This window comes from Methylobacterium sp. WL9 (assembly GCF_008040035.1).
GTDB lineage: Bacteria > Pseudomonadota > Alphaproteobacteria > Rhizobiales > Beijerinckiaceae > Methylobacterium > Methylobacterium thuringiense.
Map to the genome: position 1 here is coordinate 1 of NZ_VRVE01000160.1, position 2715 is coordinate 2715.

The 2715-nt window shown below is 69.7% G+C and carries 2 protein-coding genes; both read left to right on the forward strand.

Features of this window, described 5'->3' with window-relative positions; all coding sequences use genetic code 11:
* Nucleotides 1-512: 512 nt before the first annotated feature.
* Nucleotides 513-1559, forward strand: a complete 1047-nt coding sequence (locus FV217_RS22120) for a CHASE3 domain-containing protein (protein ID WP_147821773.1) — start codon at nucleotides 513-515, stop codon at nucleotides 1557-1559.
* Nucleotides 1560-2182: 623 nt separating this feature from the next.
* Nucleotides 2183-2662, forward strand: a complete 480-nt coding sequence (locus FV217_RS22125) for a (2Fe-2S)-binding protein (protein WP_147821775.1) — start codon at nucleotides 2183-2185, stop codon at nucleotides 2660-2662.
* Nucleotides 2663-2715: the final 53 nt, after the last annotated feature.

Below are 2715 nucleotides of genomic sequence, written 5' to 3' on the forward strand. Positions count from 1 at the left end.
TCGCCAGCAGGTCGGCGCGCAGCCGGCGACGACGGGGGCGGCGCGTCAGGCGGCCGTAGCGATACGCGTCGTCGATCATGCGGGCTGTACTCGGATACGCGTATCCCGCACGGACGCCGTCCCGCCCGCGCCGCGCTCGAAGAAGCGCGATCGCGGGCCGGAAAGGCCAACTCGGCCGTCAGGGAAACATCAACCTTAACCGTCTCCGATTGAACGCCAATTTGGTTAATCTCCGATAAAAGGGGTGCATACCGACGAATCCTGTATCGGCGACGGGCACGAGCGATGGCGGATCCGAAAGACATCTTCGTGCTGACCGGCGCCGGGGTCTCCACCGAGAGCGGGCTCGGCACGTTTCGCGATCGGCAGGAGAAGCCTGAAAGCCGCATGCACCGGCGGCCGACGGTTCGTGGATTGAGGTCCACCCACGGCCTCACCACAATCGCCCTGTTGGCTCCGTCGGCGAAGCGGTATCATGCCCGGGCCTCGTCGCAGGGTCCCGGACCACAGCCATGCACGCCCCGATCGCCGCCTTGCGCCGCTGGAACCGGCGTCGGTCGAGGCTCACCGCAGCGCTCGTCAACTCGCCCGTCGCCTTCGGCCTGCTGATCATCGCCCTGCTCGCCGCCGGCTGGAACTACCTCGTGGCCGAATCGAGCCGCGACCGGGTGGCCGAGGCCAACGGCGTGGTGCTCGAAGTCGAGCGGTTGTTCTCCTCGATCAAGGACCTGGAGACGGGCGAGCGCGGCTTCGTGCTCGTCGGCAGCGACAACTACCTGATCCCCTATGACGGCGCCCGCGCCGCCATCGACCGCAGCCTGGCTCGGCTGAACACGATCACCCGCGGGCATCTCGACCCGTCGGTCGCCGGCGGCAGGCCGCTGGACGTGCTGGTGGCGGAGAAGCGCGCCTTCGCCGCCCGCGTCGTGGCCCTGCGCAAGGAACAGGGGTTCGAGGCCGCGACGGACCTCGTGCGGACGGGGGACGGCAAGGAGACCATGGACGCGATCCGCGCCGAGGCCGTGGCGATCCGCACGAAGCTCTCCGAGCGGGTCGACAAGATCCAGCGCAGCGACCGCCTGCGCGGGCTGCTGCTGGCTTTGCTTACCGGGACCACCGCCTGGAGCGCGGTGGCCCTGGTCGCGTGGCTGCTCGTCCTGCGCCGGGAGGAGGGCCGGCTGACCAGCGCGCTCCTCGAAGGCGTGCTGGAGAACGCCCCCGTGGGCCTCGGCTTCCTCGACCGCGACCTGCGGCTGCAGCATCGCAACCGCGCGCTGGCGAGCCTCGGCGGCAGCGGCTTCGGTGCAGGCATCGGCCAACCGATCTGGGCGGCGCTGCCGGCGCTGGAGGAGCGGCTCTCGACACCGCTCCACGCCGCCCTGCGGCAGGGCGTGGCGACGTCCGACCTCCCCGTGCCGGTCGCCTCCAGAACCGTGCCGGGCGGAATCCGCCACCTGCGGATGAGCTTCTATCCCCTCACGGTGCCGAACGAAGCGGGCCATCCGGAGATCGAGGGCGTCGGGTTCGTCGTCGCGGCGGAGTCGTCGGCGAAGGTTTGAGACCGTTTCCGGTCGATCCGTTCGATCCAGTTGATCCATCCGATGTCCACGGCCCTTTCCCGGACGCCTGGAACACAGTGGAAGGTGATCCGGGACCCAGCGAGAACACGGGCCGCGCCAGCGGCTCGATTCGAACGGCGCCGACGTTTCGACGCTTCGCGACGTCCTTATGCTGGGCCCCGGATCGGGTTCCGCTGACGCTCCACCCGTCCGGGGAAGGGGGGCGTGGTAAGCCGAAGCCCTCGACCGGAAACGGCGTGAGACCGAAGCCGTCGATTTCGGCTCTTCCGCACTCGGCCCTTCGACCAGCGCGAACACGCGCCGTCGCCATGTGCGAAACGTCACGCCGTCTTCGCCCCATGCAACCCGACGGCGAAATCCCCGCTCCGGCCTGCATTGCGCGATCATCCCGCGGGCGGATACATTATTCCCATTCCAAGATGCGGTGCGGGGGCGGGGGCCTTCGTGCGCGTGCCGGCAGCGACAGCCCGGCCGTAGCGGATTCGTCCCGCATGCTCTCAGCGATCGCGCGAGCCTCCGGCTCCCGGCGACCGCCCTTCGACACCGGCTCGTCGTCGCGTCGCCCGAAGCGACACGCGGCGGCCTCACGACAGGACGAAGCGATGATCAAACTCACCGTGAACGGGGCGGAGCGCAGTTTCGACGGCGACCCCGACATGCCGCTGCTCTGGTACCTGCGCGACGAACTCGGCTTCACCGGCGTGAAGTTCGGCTGCGGCCAGGCGCTCTGCGGGGCCTGCACGATCCATCTCGGCGGCACCGCCACGCGCTCCTGCACCACGCCGGTCTCGGCGGCGGAGGGCCAGGAGGTGCTGACCATCGAGGGGCTCTCGCCCGACGGTAACCATCCGGTCCAGGTCGCCTGGCGCGATCTCAACGTCGCCCAGTGCGGCTACTGCCAGTGCGGCCAGATCATGCAGGCCGCCTCGCTGCTCAAGGACACGCCGAAGCCGAGCGACCAGGACATCGACGAGGCGATGAGCGGCAACATCTGTCGCTGCGGCACCTACCCGCGCATCCGCGCGGCGATCCATCAGGCCGCCGGCCAGCCGGCTTCCACCACCGAGGGAGGCAAGCTGTGATCCACGACGCGAAGCTCATGGCCGAACTCGCCTCGGCCCCCGCCCCCAAGGCC

Coding starts and splice junctions, on each gene's coding strand:
- FV217_RS22120 (WP_147821773.1), top strand. CDS start 513: ATGCACGCCCCGATCGCCGCCTTGCGCCGCTGGAACCGGCGTCGGTCG.
- FV217_RS22125 (WP_147821775.1), top strand. CDS start 2,183: ATGATCAAACTCACCGTGAACGGGGCGGAGCGCAGTTTCGACGGCGAC.